The sequence below is a fragment of the Nocardia sp. NPDC005978 genome, assembly GCF_040614455.1.
Lineage (GTDB): Bacteria > Actinomycetota > Actinomycetes > Mycobacteriales > Mycobacteriaceae > Nocardia.
On the sequence record NZ_JBEXUS010000008.1, the window covers coordinates 31426 to 52060 of the forward strand.

At 69.1% G+C, this 20635-nt stretch carries 19 protein-coding genes; 15 read left to right on the forward strand and 4 right to left on the reverse strand.

Annotated elements, in window-relative coordinates; genetic code table 11:
- Window positions 1-56: 56 nt before the first annotated feature.
- Window positions 57-1304, forward strand: a complete 1248-nt coding sequence (locus ABZ319_RS05325; RefSeq protein ID WP_354985071.1) for a lipase family protein — start codon at window positions 57-59, stop codon at window positions 1302-1304.
- Window positions 1305-1505: 201 nt separating this feature from the next.
- Here ABZ319_RS05325 and ABZ319_RS05330 read toward each other — a convergent pair whose 3' ends face one another.
- Both ABZ319_RS05330 and ABZ319_RS05335 read right to left on the reverse strand, forming a co-directional pair.
- Window positions 1506-2780 (reverse strand): helix-turn-helix domain-containing protein, encoded by a 1275-nt coding sequence (locus tag ABZ319_RS05330; RefSeq protein WP_354985072.1) that lies wholly within the window; start codon window positions 2778-2780, stop codon window positions 1506-1508.
- Between the two features lie 138 nt (window positions 2781-2918).
- Window positions 2919-3578, reverse strand: a complete 660-nt coding sequence (locus ABZ319_RS05335) for a histidine phosphatase family protein (RefSeq protein ID WP_354985073.1) — start codon at window positions 3576-3578, stop codon at window positions 2919-2921.
- A gap of 487 nt (window positions 3579-4065) precedes the next feature.
- Here ABZ319_RS05335 and mgtE point away from each other — a divergent pair, with 487 nt between their 5' ends.
- A complete protein-coding gene (gene mgtE, locus ABZ319_RS05340; RefSeq protein WP_354985074.1) occupies window positions 4066-5583 on the forward strand; it encodes a magnesium transporter in 1518 nt (505 codons plus the stop codon).
- Between the two features lie 235 nt (window positions 5584-5818).
- Complete coding sequence (gene nrdF, locus ABZ319_RS05345; protein ID WP_354985075.1) at window positions 5819-6781, forward strand: class 1b ribonucleoside-diphosphate reductase subunit beta; 963 nt, start codon at window positions 5819-5821, stop codon at window positions 6779-6781.
- 98 nt (window positions 6782-6879) lie between these two features.
- Here the strand turns inward: nrdF and ABZ319_RS05350 are convergent, their stop codons facing one another.
- Entirely contained in the window at window positions 6880-7989 is a 1110-nt protein-coding gene (locus ABZ319_RS05350) for an ABC transporter substrate-binding protein (protein WP_354985076.1), read from the reverse strand.
- 188 nt (window positions 7990-8177) lie between these two features.
- Between ABZ319_RS05350 and ctaD the strand changes: the two genes are divergently transcribed.
- The 11 genes from ctaD (at window position 8178) to ABZ319_RS05405 (ending at window position 18809) form a co-directional block, all read left to right on the forward strand.
- Window positions 8178-9914 carry a cytochrome c oxidase subunit I gene (gene ctaD, locus ABZ319_RS05355; RefSeq protein ID WP_354985077.1) on the forward strand — a complete coding sequence of 579 codons (1737 nt, stop codon included), beginning with the start codon at window positions 8178-8180 and terminating at the stop codon, window positions 9912-9914.
- Between the two features lie 216 nt (window positions 9915-10130).
- Window positions 10131-11357 carry a phosphoserine phosphatase SerB gene (gene serB, locus ABZ319_RS05360; protein ID WP_354985078.1) on the forward strand — a complete coding sequence of 409 codons (1227 nt, stop codon included), beginning with the start codon at window positions 10131-10133 and terminating at the stop codon, window positions 11355-11357.
- A 293-nt stretch (window positions 11358-11650) separates the two neighbouring features.
- The gene (locus ABZ319_RS05365; RefSeq protein WP_354985079.1) at window positions 11651-12160 is read left to right on the forward strand and encodes a protease inhibitor I42 family protein; all 510 of its coding nucleotides are present in this window, start codon (window positions 11651-11653) and stop codon (window positions 12158-12160) included.
- Between the two features lie 65 nt (window positions 12161-12225).
- The gene (locus tag ABZ319_RS05370; protein ID WP_354985080.1) at window positions 12226-12978 is read left to right on the forward strand and encodes a peptidyl-tRNA hydrolase; all 753 of its coding nucleotides are present in this window, start codon (window positions 12226-12228) and stop codon (window positions 12976-12978) included.
- Window positions 12979-13005: 27 nt separating this feature from the next.
- Window positions 13006-13230 (forward strand): hypothetical protein, encoded by a 225-nt coding sequence (locus tag ABZ319_RS05375; protein WP_354985081.1) that lies wholly within the window; start codon window positions 13006-13008, stop codon window positions 13228-13230.
- A 25-nt stretch (window positions 13231-13255) separates the two neighbouring features.
- The gene (locus tag ABZ319_RS05380; RefSeq protein WP_354985082.1) at window positions 13256-14089 is read left to right on the forward strand and encodes an ABC transporter ATP-binding protein; all 834 of its coding nucleotides are present in this window, start codon (window positions 13256-13258) and stop codon (window positions 14087-14089) included.
- A gap of 257 nt (window positions 14090-14346) precedes the next feature.
- A complete protein-coding gene (locus tag ABZ319_RS05385; RefSeq protein ID WP_354985083.1) occupies window positions 14347-14778 on the forward strand; it encodes a hypothetical protein in 432 nt (143 codons plus the stop codon).
- 71 nt (window positions 14779-14849) lie between these two features.
- Window positions 14850-15689, forward strand: a complete 840-nt coding sequence (locus ABZ319_RS05390) for an NUDIX domain-containing protein (protein WP_354985084.1) — start codon at window positions 14850-14852, stop codon at window positions 15687-15689.
- A gap of 59 nt (window positions 15690-15748) precedes the next feature.
- Window positions 15749-16516, forward strand: coding sequence for an enoyl-CoA hydratase-related protein (locus ABZ319_RS05395; protein WP_354985085.1), 768 nt, complete (start codon window positions 15749-15751; stop codon window positions 16514-16516).
- A 36-nt stretch (window positions 16517-16552) separates the two neighbouring features.
- Window positions 16553-17530 carry a class I SAM-dependent methyltransferase gene (locus tag ABZ319_RS05400; protein ID WP_354985086.1) on the forward strand — a complete coding sequence of 326 codons (978 nt, stop codon included), beginning with the start codon at window positions 16553-16555 and terminating at the stop codon, window positions 17528-17530.
- A gap of 13 nt (window positions 17531-17543) precedes the next feature.
- Entirely contained in the window at window positions 17544-18809 is a 1266-nt protein-coding gene (locus ABZ319_RS05405) for a class I SAM-dependent methyltransferase (protein WP_354985087.1), read from the forward strand.
- Between the two features lie 89 nt (window positions 18810-18898).
- On the opposite strand, the gene ABZ319_RS05410 is transcribed toward ABZ319_RS05405, so the two are convergent.
- Window positions 18899-19897, reverse strand: coding sequence for a superoxide dismutase (locus ABZ319_RS05410; RefSeq protein WP_354985088.1), 999 nt, complete (start codon window positions 19895-19897; stop codon window positions 18899-18901).
- 119 nt (window positions 19898-20016) lie between these two features.
- Here ABZ319_RS05410 and ABZ319_RS05415 point away from each other — a divergent pair, with 119 nt between their 5' ends.
- Window positions 20017-20451 carry a MarR family transcriptional regulator gene (locus ABZ319_RS05415; RefSeq protein WP_354985168.1) on the forward strand — a complete coding sequence of 145 codons (435 nt, stop codon included), beginning with the start codon at window positions 20017-20019 and terminating at the stop codon, window positions 20449-20451.
- Window positions 20452-20635 lie beyond the last annotated feature (184 nt).

A 20635-nucleotide genomic window follows, 5' to 3' on the forward strand; every position in this document is an offset into this window, starting at 1 on the left:
AGGCACCGGTCCGTGATCACGACGGACCGGAAATCGCTTCGGAGGGAACGATATTCATGCATCGTCCGGAATCGATCAGAAGGCCGGGCGTGCGCGCCCACCGGCGATGGCGCTGGGCGACGGCGGGAGTCCTGGGCGCGGTGGCCGCGCTGACACTCTCCTGCGGCGTCGCGATCGGCGAACCGCGCTACCCCACCCCCGACCCCGACCCGTTCTTCGCGGCGTCCGCCGACCTGGCGGACAAGCAACCCGGCGAAACCCTCGGCACCCGGGCGATGCCGCCGCTGCCGCTGTTCCCCGGCATCGACATCACCCTGGTCAAGTTCCGGTCCACCGATTCCACCGGACATCCCATCGTCGCCACCACGACCGTGCTCTCACCCCGCAACCGCAAGCCCGACACCCCGCTGCTGTCCCTGCAGCACATCATCAACGCGCTGGGCGCGCAGTGCTCGGTCTCCCGCGTGCTCTACACCACCGATCAGAACCTCGTGGTGCGCGAGGCCCCCGCCTGGAACCTGCTGCTGGCGCGCGGCTGGAGCATCGCGCTCCCCGATCACCTGGGTCCCCGATCCGCCTACGGCGCCGCCAAACTCGGCGGCCAGATCACCCTCGACGGCATCCGCGCGGTCCAGCAGGTGCCCGAACTGCGCGTGCAGCACAGTCCGGTCGGCCTGATCGGCTACTCCGGCGGCGGCATGGCCACCGCCTGGGCCGCGGCGCTGGCCCCGACCTACGCCCCGGATCTGAAACTCGCCGGCGCGGCCATGGGCGGGGTGCCCATGAACCTGGTGACCATGCTGGAAACCCTCGGGCTGGGCCGGCATCCGGTCTTCGGCCTGGCCCTGGCCGCCGGTCTGGGGCTCGAACGCGAGTACCCGGATCGCTTCCCGATCAGCAGTCAGCTCAACGCCCAGGGCCTCGAGATCCGGGATCGCCTGACGGACAGCTGCACCAACGACATCATCGCCGCCGGCGCGGGCCGCGGCGCCCTCGACGTCGCCGAGACGACCGTCATGACCGAGAACCCCGACGCCCGCGCGGTGGTGGAGGAGAACAGCCTCGAGCTGTACGGCGGCGTGCCGAATATCCCGGTGTTCGAATGGCATTCGCCCATCGACGGGCTCATTCCGATCGACGCGGTGCGCAACACCGTGCGCCGCTACTGCGCCGCGGGCACCCGGCTGCAAACGGAGGAGGTCCCGGTGCCGGACCACCTGACCGCGGCCGTGCTGGGCATCCCGTCCGCCCTGGGCTGGCTGGACGCCCGCTTCCGCGGCGAGCCCGCACCGAGCAACTGCTGAAAGGAACGGTGGCACAACCCAACCCAGAACGTGCGTGGCCGGGTTCCAACGCCCCAACGTCGCCCGGCCGCGCATCCTCCGCCGTCGGACCCGCACCGAGCCGATCGGCTCCGACCCGCGCTGAGGTCGGCGCGCCGAAGCGGCGGAGAGGCGCCTGCCGGGTGGCATGCAACCACCACCCGGCAGGTGCCGCACCGGTTGTCAGCGCGCGGGGTAGGTCCGGGCGACCAGCGCCGAGCGCAACTGCCACAGCCCGGCGGCCTGGGTCGGGTCGAAGCCGGTCAGCTGGCCCACGCGTTTGAGCCGATAGTCGATGGTGTTGGTGTGCACGTGCAGGAATCGGGCGGTGCGCTGGCGATTCATGTTGTTGCTGATGTGCGTGCGCAGGGTTTCCAGCAGTTCGGGATGCCCGTCCAGAGGATCCAGCAACGACCCCAGATGATCGCGGCCGGGTCCGGGCCGGGTGAGCTGATATTCCAGGGCGAGTTCGTCGAAGCGGTACAGGCCCGGTTCCAGGGCGAGCCGCTGCACGATGTCGAGCAGATCGTGCGCGCGGTCGGCCGCGTGCGGAATCTGTTGCGGCTCCGCCGAAACCACGGTCGCGGTGATCGGCACCCGGGCGGCCTGGGAGAGCTGTTCGATCAGCGCGCCGAGTTCCTCCTCGGGGATGTCGGTGGTGGGCACCAGCACGGTCCCGCCGTCCACGCTGAGCAGCGCCAGAGGCTTGTTCGCGGTGCGGGTGGCCAGCTCGGCCTGCACCCGCCGCAGTTTGCGGCGCGCGACCACCTGCGAGTTCAGCGCCGGGGCGTGCTCGTCGGAATGCGCCGGAAACGCCAGCGCCAGTACGTGATACGAGTCCGCGATCTCGATGCCGCATTCCCGCGCCATGGTCGAGGTCGAGTGCCCGCCCAGCAGGGCCGAGGTGAGGGTGTGGACCGCGGTGTGGTGTTCGCTGACCACGGCCCGCAATTCGCGCACGTAGGCCAGCGACACCGCGGCGGTCATCCGGTCCAGGATGTCCACCACCCGGCGTGCGCCGTCGGTGATGCTGTCGTAGTCGCGCACGCTGATGACGAGCATGGCGTCCGCGTCCGGCCCCGCCGCGCGGCGCTGGTCGGCCACGGTGTGCGAGGTCACCAGATCGAAGCCGATCTTGAAGCCCTCGTGGATGGCGTGGTGGATGGTGTCGATGGGAATGCCCTCGCGAGCCCACTGCGCCGCCGCGTCCTGGAGCCGCTGCGTCTTCTCCGGGATATCGAGGCCGTCGAGCATGGCGACCGCCAGTTCGAGGCAGATGCGGGTGATCGTGGTGATGTCGCCGTTGATGGCGTCCCCGGGCAGCGTCCCGCAGGGCGCGACCGTCTCGACGAAGTGGCCGACCATCTGGCGGGCCAGGTTCCGGACGTCCCGAAGTGGCGAGGACATGGGCGTGCCGGACACGGTGATTTCCGCGCTGATCGTGCTGTCGGTGGACACGGGCGACTCCTTCCACCCCCTTGTGATTACGAAAAGGTAACGCACCCGGGGCGGGTGTTCATTACCTTCCAGTAACCCCTGTGACGGAGTCCAACGCGACCGGCGAACCAGTTGTGAACGATCACAAAGATGCCGCGTTTACCTGGGCAAGTGACCGACTTCGCCGTAGAGGGCCGGAACGAGCCCGGATTCGCCACGCTCCCAACGGGTTATGGAGGCGTTGGGCAGTTGGGTGCTCTCGATCCGCAGGACCGTGGGCTCGTCGAGTTCCTCGAGAATGTACCTGGTCAGCACCACCACGTTGTCGTGCGCGAAAACCAGTACATCCCCGTCCAATTCGCGCAGCAGCGAGCGCAGCCGCAGCGCCACGTCGGTCCAGGACTCGCCGCCCGGCGGCCGATAGTAGAAGCGGCCCATGCGCTCTCGCTCGCGATGCTCGAGCGGATACCGCCGGCGGATGCCGAGCGCGGTGAGGCCCCACAGCAGGCCGACGTCGCGATCGCGCAGCCGCTCGTCGTAGCGCACCCGCGGCGTGCGGACCGATCGCAGTGCGATGTCGGCGGTTTCGCGCGCGCGCAGGAACGGCGAGCACAGCACCGAGGTGGGCGGGCGATCCTGCTCGGCGAGCCAATCGCCCACCGCCGCCGCCTGTTTGCGCCCGAGCTCGGTCAGCGCGATGTCGGGATCGCGCGGACCCTTGTCGTATTCCTCGGCCCCCGCGCGCCCGGCGGCGGCCGCCGCCTCCGCGTTCGCCGTGCTCTCCCCGTGCCGGATCATCGTCAACGATTGCAAAGCCACGCGTGGTAGCCCAGCACACTCGGGCGTCACCGCGCTACCGAATCGGCCGCCCACGCCGGGGGTTCCGCCGCGTGCGGCATCGGGCCGGGCGCGACGGGTCGTGCGGAGCGCCCGGGCAGCCCGCGCCACTGCTCGGAGTGTCGTGCGGGATCGCTCGGGGTGTCGCACACCACGCGGGCGCGATTTGGCCGGAGTCGGTATCCTGCACGAGGATGCTCTGTGTGTCGTACGAGGGTTGATCCTCTCATCGCTCCGCACGACCTCCCCCGAGACGGTTTCGGGATTGACGATATCGGTGCACGACGGCTTCGAGGAGGTGGGTCGCATGCGTAGCGAGCCCCCTAGTCGAAGGCCGCGCGGCACCGGCCCCTCTTTTTCTCGCCTGTAGTTCTCTGCGGCGTGCGTACGGGCGGGTTCGGTGCCCCGCGGTGTGACCTGGTGCTGCCAACCGTTCACCCCCGACTCGCCACTCGGCTGAGGTTCCGCCATGACGCAGACCGATCTGCCCGTCGTTTCGACGCTGCCCGCTGCCCGTCCGCTGCCCGCGACCGGCACCGCCGTACTCACCGGCTCCCGTGAGCCGCGCCCGCGCGCCGCCGACGCCCTGTCCGGCGGCCGCGAGACGCTGCCCGCGGCTCGGGACTCACACTCCGCCGGGCGTGAAACCCTGTGTGCCGAAGGCGATTCGCTTCGCGACATCGTCGACTGCCACCACCTGGGCGCCACCCTCGAGTGGCTGGACAATCACCCGCCGCACGTCATCGCCGACGAACTCGCGCGCATGGACGCGCTCTCGGCCGGCATGGCGTTCCGCCTGCTCGACAAGGATCGCGCCCTCGACGTCTTCGAGGAGCTCGAGCCGGTCGACCAGCAGCAGATCCTCACCGGACTGCGCGATCAGAGCTTCCGCGAACTCGTCGAGGAGATGGATCCCGACGATCGCGCCCGCATGCTGCGCGAGGCCCCGGCCAAGGTCGCCAAGAAGGTGCTCGCCGGGCTCAGCCCGCACGAACGCCGCATGACCGCGATTCTGCTGGGCTACCCCGAGGGCTCGGTCGGGTTCTACATGACCCCCGAAGTCGTTGCGCTGCCCCGCAATCTGCCCGTCGCGCAGGCGCTGCAGATGGTGCGCACCGAGGGCGGCAACGCCGAGACCGTCTACACCCTGCCGGTGATCGACGCGGGCCGCCGCCTAATCGGCATCGTGGAACTGCGCGAACTGGTGCTCAGTTCGCCCGACGCCATGATCGCCGATCTGGTGGAGTCCGAGCCGGCGTTCATGCGCGCCACCGACTCCGCGGAGAAGGCGGCCCGCCTCATGCAGGGCGCCAACCTCATCAACCTGCCCGTGGTGGACAGCGAGGACCGCCTCGTCGGCCTGCTCACCATCGACGACGCCATCGAGGTCATCGAGGCCGCGGACAGCGAGGACATGGCCCGCCAGGCCGGCACCGCGCCGTGGGAGGGCCACTACATGGCCGCCACGGTCTTCCAGCTCGCCCGCTACCGGGCGCTGTGGCTCATGCTGTTGCTGCTGGCGGCGATCTTCACGGTCAGCGTCACCGACATGTTCGCCGCGACCCTGGAACAGGCCGCGCACCTGGCGCTGTTCATCCCGCTGATCATCGGCGCGGGCGGCAACGCGGGCGCGCAGGCGGCCACCTCGTGCGTGCGCGCGCTGGCGGTCGGCGAGGTGCGCGTATCGGACCTGTTGAAAGTCGTATGGCGCGAATGCCGGGTCGGGCTGGTCCTCGGCGCTATGCTCGCTGCGGCCGGGCTCGTGATCGGCGGAATCTTCGTCGGTGCGAAAATCGGTGCGGTGGTGGGCATTACGCTGGTGCTCATCTGCGGCTGGGCGGCCACCATCGGCGGCACCATGCCGCTGCTGGCCAAGAAGCTGCGGATCGACCCGGCGGTGATCTCGGCGCCCATGGTGACCACGCTGGTCGACGCGACCGGCCTGATCATCTATTTCACGACCGCGAAACTGGTGCTCGGCATCTGATCCGCAACCCGAGGGCCCGGGGCGACCGCACACGCCGCCCCGGCCCGCTGTGACCGATTGCACCGCTGTAGATTTCCGATCGCTGGCGTGTGTTCACGCACCCATTCGAGCGTTCTTGCTGGATAGCCCAAGACACAAGGTCTTGTGTTGTGTGTCGATGTCATACACCAGTAGTAGTGTTCAGGTTAAGGAAGTCCGCAACGGGCCGGTGGGCAGGGAAGGGTGAGTAACCAGCGTGAAAACGATCGATCGAGCATCCGCGATCAACTGGAACCGCGTAATCGACGAGAAGGACGCGGAGGTCTGGGATCGGCTCACGGGCAACTTCTGGCTGCCGGAAAAGGTGCCGGTATCCAATGACATTCCCTCGTGGGCCACGCTCACCGCGAGCGAGAAGCAACTCACCATGCGGGTCTTCACCGGGCTCACCCTGCTGGACACCATCCAGGGCACGGTCGGCGCGGTCAGCCTCATCCCGGATTCGCTGACCCCGCACGAGGAAGCGGTGTACACCAACATCGCGTTCATGGAGTCGGTGCACGCCAAGAGCTACAGCCAGATCTTCTCCACGCTGTGCTCCACCAAGGAGATCGACGAAGCCTTCCGCTGGTCCGAGGAGAACCGGAACCTGCAGCGCAAGGCCGAGATCGTCCTGAGCTACTACAACGGCGAGGACCCGCTCAAGCGCAAGGTGGCCTCCACCCTGCTCGAGTCCTTCCTGTTCTACTCCGGCTTCTACCTGCCGATGCACTGGTCCTCGCGGGCCAAGCTCACCAACACCGCCGACATGATCCGCCTGATCATCCGCGACGAGGCCGTGCACGGCTACTACATCGGCTACAAGTACCAGAAGGGCCTGGAGCTGGTCTCCGAAGCCGAGCGCGAGGAGCTCAAGGCCTACACCTTCGAGCTGCTGTTCGAGCTGTACGAGAACGAGGTCGAGTACACCCAGGACCTGTACGACGAGGTCGGCCTGACCGAAGACGTCAAGAAGTTCCTGCGCTACAACGCCAACAAGGCGCTGATGAACCTCGGCTACGAGGGGCTGTTCCCCAAGGACGAGTGCGAGGTCAACCCGGCCATCCTCTCGGCGCTCTCGCCCAACGCCGACGAGAACCACGACTTCTTCTCCGGCTCGGGGTCGAGCTACGTGATCGGCAAGGCCGTGAACACCGAGGACGAAGACTGGGAGTTCTGAGTCGAGCCCGACTCGCACACCGGAAAACACAAGCCCGGCTCTCGAATTCACGAGGCCGGGCTTTTTCGCGGGGCGGGCCGGTCGACCCGCGGTGCGGGTCAGTCGATGACGTAGCCGTTGAGGGAGTTGCGCATGTCCTCGAGCAGCGCCTTGGCCGCGGTCACCCCGGACCCGTGCCAGATGGTGTCGGCCACCGCGAAGTCGCGCTTGTCGCTCACCGCGCTCAGGGACTTCCAGTCGTCCCCGCGCATCACCGACTCGCCGTACTTCTGGCCGTCCGCGCCGTCGAACATCAGGTAGATGATGTCGCCCTCGGCCCGATTGCGTTCCTGTTCGGTGTCCAGGCCCGGCAGCTCGAAGGACGCGCCGCGCTGGGCCTGCGGCCGCTGCACCCCGGCGTCGCCGAGCACCTGCCCGGCGAAGGTGTCCCCGCCCTGCACGCGAATGCCCTTGGCGTCGAAGCGCAGTACCGAGGCCTGGCTCAGGCTCGCGTTGACCGCGATACCGCTCTCGCGGGCCACGGTGCGGTAGTCGTCGAGGGCTTTGACCGCCGCGCCCTCGCGGCCCACGGCCTCGGCCAGCGCGCTGAACTCGGCCTGCCAGCCCTTGTCGGTGCCGACCAGGACGGTGGGCGCGATGGCGCGCAGCGCGTCGTAGTCGGGCTTGTCGCTCGCCGCGCCCAGGATCAGATCCGGTTTCAGCCCAGCCACTTTCGCCGGATCCGGGTCCGAGACCGCACCGACGCCGGGAATCTCGGAGATGCCCGTGCCCAGGTAGGCGGGTTGCGGGGTGGGCCCGGAAATCGTTGCCGCGCCGACCACCCGCTCCCACAGTCCGAGCGCGCAGGCCGCGTCCAGGGCGGCGGTGGACAGCACCACGATCCGCTTGGGATCGGCGGGCACCTCGGATTCGCCCGCGGTGTGGGTGATCGAGCGCGTCGCGCCGGCGGCGGCGTCGGCCGGACCCGGTAGCGCGCACGCGGTCCGGGTGTCGCGCTCGACCCCGACCACACCCGCCCCCGCGATATTGGTGGTGGTGCGCACGATCGAGCTCATGGCATCGTCGGACCCTTTGGAGCAGCCTGCCAGCAATCCCGCGGATAGCACCGCCGCGGCGGTGGTAACCGCGCCCCAGGTGCGCAAACGTCGCGCGGGGGCGGGGGTGGAGGCGAACGTGATTCGGGTGGAAGCGGACTCGCGCACCGGCATGGCTGGCAGCGTACAGCCGTGCACCGCGACGCCCAATTACGACACAGAGTAGGACCAGCCCGCGACCCCTGTGGGAGCACGGTTTACGATCCATGGAGCGCTACGCCCGCCGCCGTTCGTCATGCGTCGAACCGGATGCCGGAAGCACTGCGTGCGAACGACCAGAAGGCACACGTTCAGGAGGAAGAGTGACTGCCGTAGAGCCACAGCCAGTCCGTCAAGTGGAAGCGGCTCGGCCATACCCGCAACGTGTGGGTCCGAAGGGTTCGTTTATCTACAAGATGGTCACCACGACGGACCCGAAGGTTCTCGGCGTCATGTACCTGGTGACGGCGCTGTCCTTCTTCATGATCGGCGGCCTGATGGCGCTGCTCATGCGCGCCGAGCTGGCCCGGCCGGGCATGCAGTTCCTCTCGCCCGAGCAGTTCAACCAGCTGTTCACCATGCACGGCACGATCATGCTGCTGTTCTACGCGACGGCGATCGTGTTCGGCTTCGCCAACATCATCCTGCCGCTGCAGATCGGCGCGCCGGACGTGGCGTTCCCGCGTCTGAACGCGTTCAGCTACTGGCTGTACCTGTTCGGCGGCACGATGGCGACCGCGGGCTTCATCACCCCCGGCGGCGCGGCCGACTTCGGCTGGACCGCGTACACCCCGCTGTCCGACATCGTGCACTCGCCCGGCGTCGGCGCGGACCTGTGGATCCTGGGCCTGGCCGTCTCCGGCCTGGGCACCATCCTCGGTGGCGTCAACATGATCACCACCGTGGTCTGCCTGCGCTGCCCGGGTATGACGCTGTTCCGCATGCCGATCTTCACCTGGAACATCCTGGTGACCTCGGTGCTCGTGCTGCTCGCGTTCCCGCTGCTGACCGCCGCGCTGTTCGGCCTGGCCTACGACCGGCACCTGGGTGGTCACATCTATGACCCGGCAAACGGTGGTGCACTGCTCTACCAGCATCTGTTCTGGTACTTCGGTCACCCCGAGGTGTACATCATCGCGCTGCCGTTCTTCGGCATCGTCTCGGAGATCTACCCGGTCTTCTCGCGTAAGCCGATCTTCGGTTACACCACGCTCGTGTACGCCACGCTGGGTATCGCCGCGCTGTCCATCGCGGTGTGGGCGCACCACATGTACGCCACCGGCGCCGTGCTGCTGCCGTACTTCTCGTTCATGACGTTCCTCATCGCCGTTCCGACGGGCGTGAAGTTCTTCAACTGGATCGGCACGATGTGGCGAGGTCAATTGACCTTCGAGACACCGATGCTGTGGTCCATCGGCTTCCTGGTGACCTTCCTCTTCGGTGGTCTGTCGGGCGTCATCCTGGCCTCGCCGCCGATCGACTTCCACGTCTCGGACACCTACTTCGTCGTCGCGCACTTCCACTACGTGCTCTTCGGCACCATCGTGTTCGCGACCTTCGCCGGTATCTACTTCTGGTTCCCGAAGATGACCGGCCGCATGATGGACGAGCGCCTGGGCAAGTGGCACTTCTGGGCCACCTTCGTCGGCTTCCACACCACGTTCCTGGTGCAGCACTGGCTGGGCAACGAGGGCATGCCGCGCCGCTACGCGGACTACCTGCCCACCGACGGGTTCACCGCGCTGAACACGATCTCCACGATCGGCGCCTTCATCCTGGGCTCGTCGATGCTGCCGTTCATCTGGAACGTCTTCAAGTCCTACCGCTACGGCGAGGTCGTGACCGTGGACGATCCGTGGGGCTACGGCAACTCCCTCGAGTGGGCCACCTCGTGCCCGCCGCCGCGCCACAACTTCTACGAGTTGCCGCGCATCCGCTCCGAGCGCCCCGCGTTCGAGCTGCACTACCCGCACATGGTCGAGCGCATGCGCGCTGAAGCCCATGTCGGCTGGGGCTCGAAGTCCCACACGGTCAAGGAGCTGGAGAAGATCTCCAAGTAATCGGAGTTCTCCACCACTTAATCGACAGCGGCGCCCGTCCCGAGAGGACGGGCGCCGCTGTCGTTGTAAGACCGCCGCGGCGTTGGTCTTTCACCGCACCGGGGTGATCCCCGCCACCGGGGGATCGGGCGGCGCGGGCGGGCCGCGGCCGACCTGACAGAATGAGCAGCGCCCTCGCACGTCACGCGGGGGATGGGCGCGAGAACGGAGTTTCGATTGAGCACGTCTGATACGACGGTTCTGGTCACGGTTACCGGACCCGACAAGCCGGGCGTGACATCGGTGCTACTCGCGGCCCTGGCCAACAACGCGGTCAGCCTGCTGGACGTGGAGCAGGTCGTGATTCGCGGGCGGCTGACCCTGGGCGTGCTGGTGTCGTGTCCCACCGATCCCGAAGCGCTGCAGGATCAGCTCGAGGACGCCATGGCCACCGTCGGCATGCAGGTCGACGTCTCCATCGGCGAGAACGCGGCGGGCGCGCGCCTGTCCACGCACGCGGTCGTGGTGCTCGGCAGCCCGGTCACCGCCCGGGCCTTCTCCAACATCTCGCGCAAGCTCGCCGAGCAGGGCGTGAACATCGACTCCATTCGCGGCATCGCCCAGTACCCGGTGACCGGCCTCGAACTCATGGTCACCGTCGCGAACCACACCGCCGAGACCGAGACCGCGCTGCGCACCGCCCTGGCCGTGGTCGCGGCCAAGCAGTCGGTCGACATCGCGGTCGAGCGCGCGGGCCTGGCGCGCCGGGCCAAGCGGCTCGTCGTGTTCGACGTGGACTCCACCCTCATCCAGGGCGAGGTCATCGAGATGCTGGCCGCGCACGCCGGCGTCGAGGACGAGGTCCGCGCGGTCACCGAGGCCGCCATGCGCGGCGAGATCGACTTCGCCGAATCGCTGCGCCAGCGCGTCGCAACCCTGGCCGGACTCGACTCCAAGGTCATCGACGAGGTCGCCGATCAGATCGAGCTGACCCCGGGCGCGCGCACCACCATTCGCACCCTGCGCCGGCTCGGCTTCCGCTGCGGCGTGGTCTCCGGCGGCTTCCGCCAGGTCATCGAACCCCTGGCCCACGAGCTGGAATTGGACTTCGTCCAGGCCAACACCCTCGAGGTCATCGACGGCAAGCTCACCGGACACGTGGTCGGGGAGATCGTGGACCGCGCCGCCAAGGCCGTCGCGCTGCGCCGCTTCGCCGCCGAGACCGGGGTGTCCATGGAACAGACCGTGGCCGTCGGCGACGGCGCCAACGACATCGACATGCTCAACGCCGCCGGGCTGGGCATCGCCTTCAACGCCAAGCCCGCCCTGCGCGAGGTGGCCGACGCCGCCCTGTCGCATCCGTTCCTGGACGCGGTGCTGTTCATCCTCGGCGTCACCCGCGAAGAGGTCGAAGCGGCCGACGCCAGAGACGGTGGCGTGCGCCGGGTTCCGCTGACCCGCTGACATCGGTTTCGGCCCCGCCGCGCTGAGCCGGACCGGCAACGCCGCCGGGGTATCGATCGACGCTCCGCTGACGCCGGCTTCCGGCCGATGACCCGTCGCCGGACCGGCGCGCTCCGAATTCGTTCGGCGACGGGGCCGTTTCACCTGCCGCGCGGCAGTGAATCCCCTGGGTAGCGTGTGGCCCCGTACCTACGGTCCGGAGTGTCCACACGATCACCGGGACCTGGCCGCGGCCACGGTAGCCGCCCGCGTCAGCTCCCGCTCGGCGATGGGAGACGGTTGTGCGAGTACGGATGACGCTGACGGTACTGCTGGCGGCGGGCCTGGCCGCGGCGGGCTGCGGGGACAATCGCAATCCCAACGAGGTGGTGGCGTCCACCACCGGCGCGGCGGTAACCTCCGCGCCCGCAACCACTTCCGAGGCCGCGGTGACGGCATCGCCGGTGGTCACCACCGGCGAGGCGCCCGTCCCGGACCCGCTGCGACTCGGGCCGGACGCCAACGGGCAGGTGGTCCGCCTCGCGGTAGGGCAGTCGCTCTCGGTCTGGCTCGCCGCCAATCCCAGCACCGGATACGCCTGGGATGTGGCCATGCTCGATCAGAACATCGTGAAGCAGAACGGCGGCGCGGAGTACGAGCAGGACCCCAGCCCGGACGGCATGGTCGGGGTCGGCGGCAAGACGCTGTGGAGCTTCACCGCCGTCGCACCCGGCGCGACCCGCCTGCAACTGCAGTACCGCCGCGCCTGGGAGCAGGGCGTGCCGCCCGCCGAAACATTCACCCTGGACCTGTCCGTCGCGTGAACGGGACGTTCGCCCGGCGTGGCTAAGCTGGCCGAAAGTCGTTGTCCAGGACAGGAGTGATGCCGGTGTCGAGCGTCGAGTCCACGATCGATGCCGGTTTCGCGGCCCGGCACGCGGAGCTGGCGCGCGGGTACGGCGGCGGTGGCGATCCGCAGGATCCGGCGCTGGTGCAGGCCATGCAGATGGTGCTGCACATTCCCAAGGACGTTCCGCCCGAGCGCAACGCGCTGCTGGCCGCGGCCGCCGCGGCGGTGGTGGCGCTGTGCCTGGACGAGCGGGTCGGCGCGGGCGGGGACTGGGAGGAGCGCTATCTCACCTGGAAGCGCTCGCGAATTCGCAAGGTCGCGCGGCGTGCGCGGGGCGCGCAGTGGCTGGCCGCGCAGGAGGTCGACGGCGTGACCGTCGAATTCGGCGGCGCGCAGGCGCGGGCGCTGGTCCCGGGACCGGTCGGGAACATCGATCCGCGCATCCGGCGCCTGCAGATCGGCGGTACCGAATTGCCTTCCGGTGAACCCGGATTGATCGTTCCCGAGTATCCAGGGCTATGGGTGGATCCAGAATTGGGTATGTCAGTGGGTAAGGCCGCCGCACAGGTCGGGCACGCGAGCATGCTGCTCGCGGGAGCCCTGCCGGTGCGGGAGGCCAGGGACTGGGCCGCGAGCGGATTCCGCTGCGGCGTGGCCGAAGCCGATCCCGAGCGCTGGGTGCGGTTACAGCGCCGGGTGAGCGCGGGCTCCGCCGTGGCCGTCCGCGACGCCGGGTTCACCGAAGTGGCCCCGGGCTCGATGACGGTCATCGCGGTGCCGGGCGGGCGATAGGGAGTTTCCTCGGGAGGAAACACGGATATGACGACACTGCTGGTGATACTCATCGCGTGGGTTGTGCTCTCGATTCCGGTGGCACTGCTCCTGGCGCGAATGTTCCGCTCCACTCGCCACGACGCGCGCACCCGGGGCGACGCCGATTCCGAGCTGGTCAGGCGCCCGGAATTCGACCGCACCCCCGGCGGATTCGCGTCCGGAATCACCGTGGAAGAAGGTGACACGCATCGAGTTTTCCCACCGCGTTGAGCAACTCCGGGACGGGTGAGCCAAGATGGACCCCGTGCCGCAACCGGATCTCGATCTGCTCATCGATTTCAACGATGTCACCGTCCGACGCTCGGGCCATACGCTGGTCGGGCCAGTCACCTGGCAGGTGGAGCTCGATGAACGCTGGGTAGTGCTCGGCCCCAACGGCGCCGGCAAGACATCGCTGCTGCGTATGGCCGCCGCCGAGATGTATCCGACCTCCGGCAGCGCCGTGCTGCTGGGCGAGACGCTCGGCAAGGTGGACCTGAACGAGCTACGTCCCCGCATCGGCCTGTCCTCGGCGGCGGTGGCCAGCCGGGTGCCGCGCGATGAGAAGGTCGGCGATCTGGTGGTGTCGGCGGGCTACGCGGTCATGGGCCGCTGGCGCGAGCGCTACGACGAGGTCGACAACGACCGGGCCGTGGACATCCTGGAAAGTCTGGGGGCGGAACACCTTTCCGACCGCGCCTACGGGACACTGTCCGAGGGCGAGCGCAAGCGGGTGCTCATCGCCCGCGCGCTCATGACCGATCCGGAACTGCTGCTGCTGGACGAGCCGGCCGCCGGCCTGGATCTGGGCGGGCGCGAGGAACTGGTGGAGCGCCTCGGCGATCTGGCCGCGGACCCGGACGCACCGGCCACCGTCCTGGTCACCCATCACGTGGAGGAGATTCCGCCGGGTTTCACCCACGCCATGCTCCTCAACGAGGGCGACGTGGTGTCGCAGGGCCTGCTCGAGGATGTGCTGACCGCCGAGAACCTGAGCGAGGCGTTCCGGCAGTCGATCGCGCTCGATCGCATCGAGGGTCGCTATTTCGCGCGCCGCGCCCAGCGCTTCGGGCGGCACAGAACTCGGTGATTCGGCCGGGTCCCGGTTCGGGGCCCGGTATCCCACGGTCCGGTCCCGCGACTTCGGCGCGCTGCCATTGCATCACTCGCTCGTGACGGGCAAACTGTCGGCAACGCATTAGTCATTGCGGTAGTCGGTGAATTGAGCTGTTACACCTAGGCACTCGTTGATGATTTGTCATTAGTGGCAAATATTCGGCATGGAGCGGTGGCGAATTCGGCCGCCGCTGACGGAGGGAGCTGGGGTTGGGTCGCAGACTCGGTGCGGTGGCGCTCGGAGCCATCGCATGCGCCGCCGTGGGGTGTGCTGCCGATCCGGCGCCGCCGCACAAGGTTTCGGCCTCCGAGGCCGCCCAGGGGGTCGCGCCCGCCGCTCTGCCCGCGAATCTCCACGGCAAGACCGTGCAGATCACCTATGACAGCGGCTCCGGCGGCACCGCCACCTATTCCGAACAGGGCGACACCCTCACCTACGTCGCCGCCGACACCGGCCGCAGAACCACCGCGCCGGTCGCCATCGCACCCATCGAATCCGGGATCTTCCTGGTGACCTGGGCCGAGGACGGCACCGGCGCGGTGATCAGCCAGGTCCAGGACTACCGCACCGGCAAGGTGCAGGGCACCTGGGCGCGCCGGCCGGATCCCGCGGCCCCCTTCACGTTCGAAACTCGCAGCGGGGCAGTACACCTCACCGATTGACCGCACCCGCGAACGCCGGTAACCGAACCAGGTTCTGTCGCTGCGACCGAGCAGGGGTTAGGGTGCGAATTGTGAGTGAGACAGTTGCCCAGCCCGAATCCCAGCCCGCCACCGCGCCCGTGAAGGACGCGTCCACGGTGGTCCTGGTGCGCGACGGTGCGCGCGGGCCCGAGGTGTTCCTGCAGCGCCGGGTGGCCGCGATGGCCTTCGCCGCCGGTATGACGGTCTTCCCGGGCGGCGGTGTCGACCCCTCCGACGCCGAGCTGTCCCTGGAGTGGGCCGGGCCCGACGCGCGGTGGTGGGCCGATCGCTTCGACACCGATGTCGCGCGCGCCCAGACCCTGGTCTGCGCCGCGGTGCGCGAGACCTTCGAGGAGTGCGGGGTGCTGCTGGCCGGGCCGACCGCCGACTCCGTCGTCTCGGACACCTCGATCTACGCCGAGGCGCGCGGCAAACTCGAGCGCCGCGAGCTGTCCTTCGCCGAATTCCTCACCACCGAGAACCTGGTGCTGCGCGCGGACCTGCTGCGCCCGTGGGATCACTGGATCACCCCGGTGGTCGAGCCCCGCCGCTACGACACCCGCTTCTTCGTGGCGGTGCTGCCCGAGGGCCAGCTCGCCGACGGCGCGACCACCGAGGCCGACGTGGTCACCTGGTGCACCCCGAACGAGGCCATCGAACGCTGGCAGCAGGGGCTGGACGTGCTGCTCCCGCCCACCTGGACCCAGCTGGTGGATCTGGCCGAATTCGCCACCACCGCCGACATTCTCGACTCCGCCCGCACGATCGACCCGATCATGCCCGTCTACGACCCGGAAGCCAGTCCGGCGCTGGCCTTCCCGCGCGCGGACCAGTACTTCGCGGCCATGCCCAAGTCGGCCCGCATTCGCGGTTCGCAGCGCCCCGAGTAGCCCCCGGCAGCGGCCGCCCGGCCGGTGCCGGGGCGCGCGGCGGCAGTAGGGTGACCGCTGTGGCCGAATTTGTGACCGTGGACCGGGATGTCGCGCAGGGCGTTGCCGTCCTCCGGATCGCGCGCCCGCCGATGAATCTGATCGATCTGCAGGTGGCCCTGGAGGTCGCCGGCGCGGTCGAGGAGATCGCGGGCGACGCGAGCGTCTCGGCGGTGATCGTCTACGGGGACGAGCGCGTGTTCTCCGCCGGGGACGAGATGGCCGAACTGGCCGCGTTCACGCCCGGCCAGGCCGAAGCCGTGGTCGCCGACTTCCAGGCCGCACTGAACAGCCTCGCGCGACTGCCCCAGCCGACCGTGGCCGCCATCAGCGGCTACGCGCTCGGCGCGGGTCTGGAACTGGCGCTGGGCGCCGATCACCGGATCATCGGCGACAACGTGAAGCTGGGCCTGCCGCAGATCAAGGCGGGCTTGATTCCGCTCGCCGGGATCCGTCGCCTGAGCCTGCTCATCGGCCCGTCGCGCGCCAAGGATCTGGTCTACAGCGGCCGGTTCGTCGACGCGAAGGAAGCCGCGGCGCTGGGCCTGGTCGACGAGGTCGTCGCCCCCGACGATGTCTTCGCCGCCGCGCTGCGCTGGGCCGCTCGATACGCCGGCGCCCCGGCGCTGGCGATCGCCGCGGCCAAACGGGTCTTCGAGGCGGGCACCCACGGCCACGATCGCGCCCGCACCGAATGGGCCGCGCTGTTCGGCACCGAAGATCAGCAGGTTGGAACACGTTCTTATGAGGCATCCGGCCCGGGAGCGGCCGGTTTCGTGGGCCGATAGGCACCCCCACCGGGGCATTCATTAGGCTGCCCTGTTATGACCGTTCGTCCTGAAGACCCCGCGCCGAACCCGCACGCCACCGAGGCGGAGGTCCAGGCCGCGTATTCCGACAACAAGCTCGCGCAGGTCCTCTACCACGACTGGGAGGCCGAGACCTACGACGAGAAGTGGTCCATCTCCTACGACGAGCGTTGTATCGAATACGCGCGCGGGCGTTTCGACGCGGTGGTCCCGAATGCGCCCCTGCCCTACGACCACGCCCTCGAACTGGGCTGCGGCACCGGCTTCTTCCTGCTGAACCTGATGCAGGGCGGCGTGGCCAAGCGGGGATCGGTCACCGACCTTTCCCCCGGCATGGTCAAGGTCGCCACCCGCAACGGCCAGAACCTGGGCCTGGACGTGGACGGCCGGGTCGCCGACGCCGAGACCATCCCGTACGACGACGACACCTTCGACCTCGTCGTCGGTCACGCGGTGCTGCACCACATTCCGGACGTGGAACTGGCGCTCAAGGAGTGCCTGCGCGTGCTCAAGCCCGGCGGGCGTTTCGTGTTCGCGGGTGAGCCGACAACCATCGGCAACATCTACGCGCGCCGCCTGGGCCAGGTGACCTGGAAGGTGACCACCGAGATCACCAAGCTGCCGTTCCTGTCCGGCTGGCGCCGCCCGCAGTCCGAGCTGGACGAGTCCTCGCGCGCCGCCGCGCTCGAGGCCGTCGTGGATCTGCACACCTTCGATCCCTCCGACCTCGAGGCCATGGCCCGCAGCGCCGGCGCGGTCGAGGTCAAGGCCGAGACCGAAGAGTTCGCCGCCGCCCTGTGGGGCTGGCCGGTGCGCACCTTCGAGGCCGCCGTGCCCGAGGAGAAGCTGACCGTCGGCTACCGGATGGCCCAGTACCGGGCGTGGCTCGGCTTCAGCTGGCTGGACGAGAAGGTGCTGCGGCACGTGGTCCCGCGTCAGTTCTTCTACAACGCCATGATCACCGGCGTGAAGCCCGGCGCTTCCGCCAAGTAGTCCCCGAGAACCGGTGGTCTCCAGCGGGTTCGCTTTCACGCGCGACGACGTCGCCTACCTCGCGAGCGCGGCCGCCACGGCCGCGCTGAGCGAGGTGGCGGCTTTCGCGCTCACCCCCGCCACACTGCTGCGCGACATCGAGCGGCTGCGGCGCGATCACGGCGAGCACACCGCGGCCCTGGTGGAAACGGTCCGGCTGCGCCGCCGGGCCGTCGCCAAGCTCGACGGGGCACGGGACTGGCTCTTCACCGACGACGCCCTGCAGCAGGCCACGCCGACCGCGGTGGCCCGCCATCGCGCGCAGCGGCTCGCTGGTCGCACGGTGCACGACGTAACCTGTTCCATCGGTGCGGAATTGGCCGAACTGGCGCGGGTGTGCCCGGCCGTCGTCGGCAGCGACCTGGACGCGGTGCGGCTGGCCATCGCCGCGCACAATCTCGGCGTCCGGGCGGTGGGCGCCCCGGTGCGCCGGGGCTTCACCGCGACCGGCGAAGCGTTCGAGCCCGCCGGGGACGAGCATCGCACGGCCGCGGCGGCAGGCCGAAACATCGTGCTGGCCAAGGCCGATGCGCTCGTGCCGTGCAGCACCGCCGAGGTGGTGATCGCCGATCCCGCCCGCCGGGCCGACGGCCGCCGCACCCACGACCCCGCCAAACTGCAACCCCCGCTGCCGGATCTGCTCACCGCCTACGCCGGACGCGATCTGGCCGTGAAATGCGCTCCGGGACTGGATTTCGACAAACTCGCCTGGGCCGGCGAGATCGAGGTGGCCTCGCTGGACGGCTCGGTGCGCGAAGCGTGCCTGTGGTCGCCGGGCCTGGCCGCGCCCGGGGTGACCCGCCGGGCGACCGTGCTGTCGTCCTCCAGGGATCCCGAAGTGCTCACCGACGCCGACCCGGACGAGATTCCCGAACGGGCGCCGGGGGAGTGGATCGTCGATCCCGACGGGGCGATCGTGCGCGCTGGGCTGGTGCGGCACTACGCCGCCAAACACGGCCTGTGGCAACTGGATCCGCGCATCGCCTATCTCACCGGCGACAAGGTGCCCGACGGGGTACGCGGGTTCCGCGTCCTGGATCGCATGGACTTCCGGGAGAAGCCGCTGCGCGCCGAACTGCATCGGCGGGACTGCGGGCCGCTCGAAATCCTCACGCGCGGTGTGGATATCGATCCGGACCAGTTGCGTGCGCGGCTCAAACCCAAGGGCTCGCAACCGCATACGCTCGTCATCACGCGAATCGGCAAGACCGCCACGGTTTTTCTCTGCGCGACGCCCTGAGCGCGCGGCGGCCCGGCCCTGTCCGGGCTCCGGGTGGATGCCGGCGCCGGGTTCCGAAGCCGTCGGAATCGTAGGAGCCGTCGGAGCTGTCAGAGGCCGTCGATGGCGACCACGCGGAACGGTGTGGTCGGGGTGCCCTCGCCCATCGGGCCGCCGCGGTCGAATTGCGACACCACGACCAGCGCCCGATCGCCCGCGTGCGCGATGGTGGTGGGGATACGCAGGGCTTCGTCGGTGACCAGATTCTGGAGTTCGGCGCTCGTGCCGTCGGCGGACAGGCGCCAGCGGCTCACCGAATTGTCCTTGTTGTGCACGGCCCACAGGGTGTCGCCGCGCAGTTCCAGGCCGTCGCCGAACAGCATGTTGCCCTTGTCGAGTGCGACCTTGCTGATCTGCGGCTCGCCCTGCAGCGTGACCCGGTACAGATCGCCGGTCGCCATGCAGACCGTGAGCAGGTACCGGCCCGCCGGATCGGAGACGATGCCGTTGAGCAGCAGGGTGGCGGCGGGATCCTTGGCCGCGCTCAGATCGGTGAAGACCGTCAACTCGGCACGCCCGCCCGCGGCGACGGCGGCGTCGAGTTCAGCGGGGGTGATGCGGTAGATCACCGGCCGCACGCTGTCGGTCAGGTACACCGCGCCGTCCGGGGTGACGGTCAGATCGTTGAGGAACGGGTTCTCGGTGGCCGCGTCGAAACGTGCCACGAGAGCGCGGGTTTCGAGGTTGTAGACCGTGACACCCTTCGTGTGGTCGATGACCCAGAGCCGGCCGGAGGCGTCCACGCGGAGGCCGTTGGCGGTGTGCCTGCCGTCGGCGCCCGGGGGCAGGAAGATCTCGGCCTTCGGATGGCCCGATGTGCCGCGGTAGATCGCGCCGGTGGTGAACGACCCGACGTAGACGTCCCCGGTGCGGCCGTCGACCGCGATGCCTTCGGGGTAGGCGCGCTCCTCCGGTAGTTCGTAGGCGGTGCTGATCCGCGCGTTCCGGCCGGGGGTGGCGGGGGATTCCGCGCTGTTCGAGCACGCCGTCAGGGCGAGCAGCAACGCCGCTGCGGGGAGTGTGAAACGTAGGCGGTGCACGCGAGACATGGGGTGGACCTTCCGGTGGAACCGTTATCGAATTCGGACACGAACATAGATTAGAGTTCTAATGATCGTCAAGACTCGAATGTCAGGAAGGGTCGAATAGGATGGCTCCCGTGACGTCGATGCCTGCCGGGGAGCGCCTGGGTTCGTACATCAAGCGCGCCGAACAAGCCCTGCAGGGCGCGAAGAACCCGGCCGTGAAGCCCGCCGGGGTGACCGTGCCCCAGTACGCGGCCCTGCTCGTGCTGAACGGCAACCCGGGGATCTCCGCCGCTGCCCTGGCCCGCGAGTGCGGCGTCACCCCACCGACCATGAACACCGTCCTGGCCAACCTGCGTGAACGCGGCCTGATCGAGCGCACCCCCCACGCGTGGCACCGGAACATCCTCGAAACCAGCCTGACCCCCGCCGGGGCCGCCGTCCTCGCGGATGCCGACGCCCGCGCCATCCACGTCGAACGCACCCTCGCGAAGGAATTCACCCCCGAGGAACGCGAAACCCTGATGGCCCTGCTCGACCGCGCCTCGGCTCGCCTGGATGCGATCCGCCCGGAATAGTCACCGCCGCAAGGGCTTCGCGCACACGCGCTGAAACGAGTTCGGCCGCCCCGAGGGTTCGGGGCGGCCGGGTCGAGTCGCCGAATACTGTCCGGGGGTCCCGTGCGGTGGCGCCGCCCGCGTCCGTTGCGGGCGCGGAGGGCCGTGGTGATCCGCCTCCGCTACGGGCGGCTCGTCCCCGGTG